This window comes from Natronococcus jeotgali DSM 18795, from assembly GCF_000337695.1.
Lineage (GTDB): Archaea > Halobacteriota > Halobacteria > Halobacteriales > Natrialbaceae > Natronococcus > Natronococcus jeotgali.
Map to the genome: position 1 here is coordinate 1 of NZ_AOIA01000063.1, position 1407 is coordinate 1407.

Sequence of the window (1407 nt, forward strand, 5' to 3'; positions counted from 1 at the left end):
TTGGTCGCGTCGCAAAGTCCTCTAGAGTTCAGTAGCAACTGACTCCCGTGAGGACGGGGTCACCTCTGGTGTCCACCCGAGGTGCCCCATGCACGCCACAATCGACGTGCGGTTCACGATTAGCATCGACGACCACAAAACGATACCGCTCGCCATGCTCGCCGAGTCCCTCACCGATCAGGGCATCGAGTCAGTGATCCTCGAATCCGTGGTCGAAAGCCTCGACGCGAGCCGCGTCGAGGCGTATTGCGGCGAAAAACACGCCCACGGCAACGGTGACCCCCGCTTCCAACGAGCAGGCACCGACACCCGTACAGCCGTCACAACCGCCGGAGAACACGAGTTCTCCCTTCACTACGTCGAAGATACTGCCGCTGGCCACGACCAACCCAGCTATTTCCGGCCCGTCGAAGACGTTCTCGGCTTCGACGGCCAAAACCGCTATCAACAAGATATCGCAGCCACAAGCATCGATCTCGCTACCTCCCTCAGCTATCGTGACGCAGCTGATCACGGCGACGGCATCTTCGAGAGGATGCCGTCGCCGACCACCATCAACCGCCGAGCCAAAGAATACGGCTCCACGCTCAAGCAGTTTCTTCCCGACTGTGTGACCGGGACTGAAGCCGATGCCGTCGTGGCTGATGGCACGAAGTGCCACAGCCAGGACGACGACCGCTCGTACCACTCTGTACAGGTCACGCTCGGTGAGGATAGTGCCGACAACTCCCGGTCTCTGCTGGATCTCTCGGTCAACGCTGACTGGAACGACACAGCGTCCGATCTCGATGCCATCGACGCAGTCACTGACGACGCGACGGTCGTCAGTGACGGTGACAACAGTATCGTCACGGCGTTTACCGACGAGAATCGAAGACACCAACTTGACCTCGTCCACGTCGGCCGGACGCTCTACTACAACCTCTGGGACGACGCTGTGTTCTCTCTGGATCAGCGCAGGGAGATCGTTTCGGAGGTGGTTGGCGAAGTATTCCATCTGAAGAACTCGGTTGTCACCCACCGTCCAGAGGAAGAGTTCGCGGCGATCCGCGAACGGATCGCGCGAACGACTGAGCGCATCGAGAAGACAGCGTGGCAGCTCTCGCAGTACGGCTCGAGGAAGGCTGCGGGGTATCTTCGGCGGTGGCTGCCGTCGATACTGACGTTCGCTGAGAAGGCAATCGAGGGGGTCGAGGTGCCGTGGACCTCGAACCCCGTGGAACGAGCGATGGGAGAGGTCGCCAAGCGATGCAAGAACCAGTGGATGCGCTGGACAGCAGAGGGATTAGAAGCGCTGCTCCAACTTCGGCTGGTGAAGTACGCTGATCCCGATCACTACCGCACTTTCTTCGACGAACTGCTCAACCGATCAACCAAAACAGCAATCAGCTGTGACCTCTCAATTGA

General features: G+C 59.5%; 1 protein-coding gene. It reads left to right on the forward strand.

Features of this window, described 5'->3' with window-relative positions; all coding sequences use genetic code 11:
• Positions 1-88: 88 nt before the first annotated feature.
• Positions 89-1407: ISH6 family transposase (locus C492_RS08075; RefSeq protein ID WP_008422230.1), on the forward strand; the 1319-nt coding region annotated here is incomplete at its 3' end.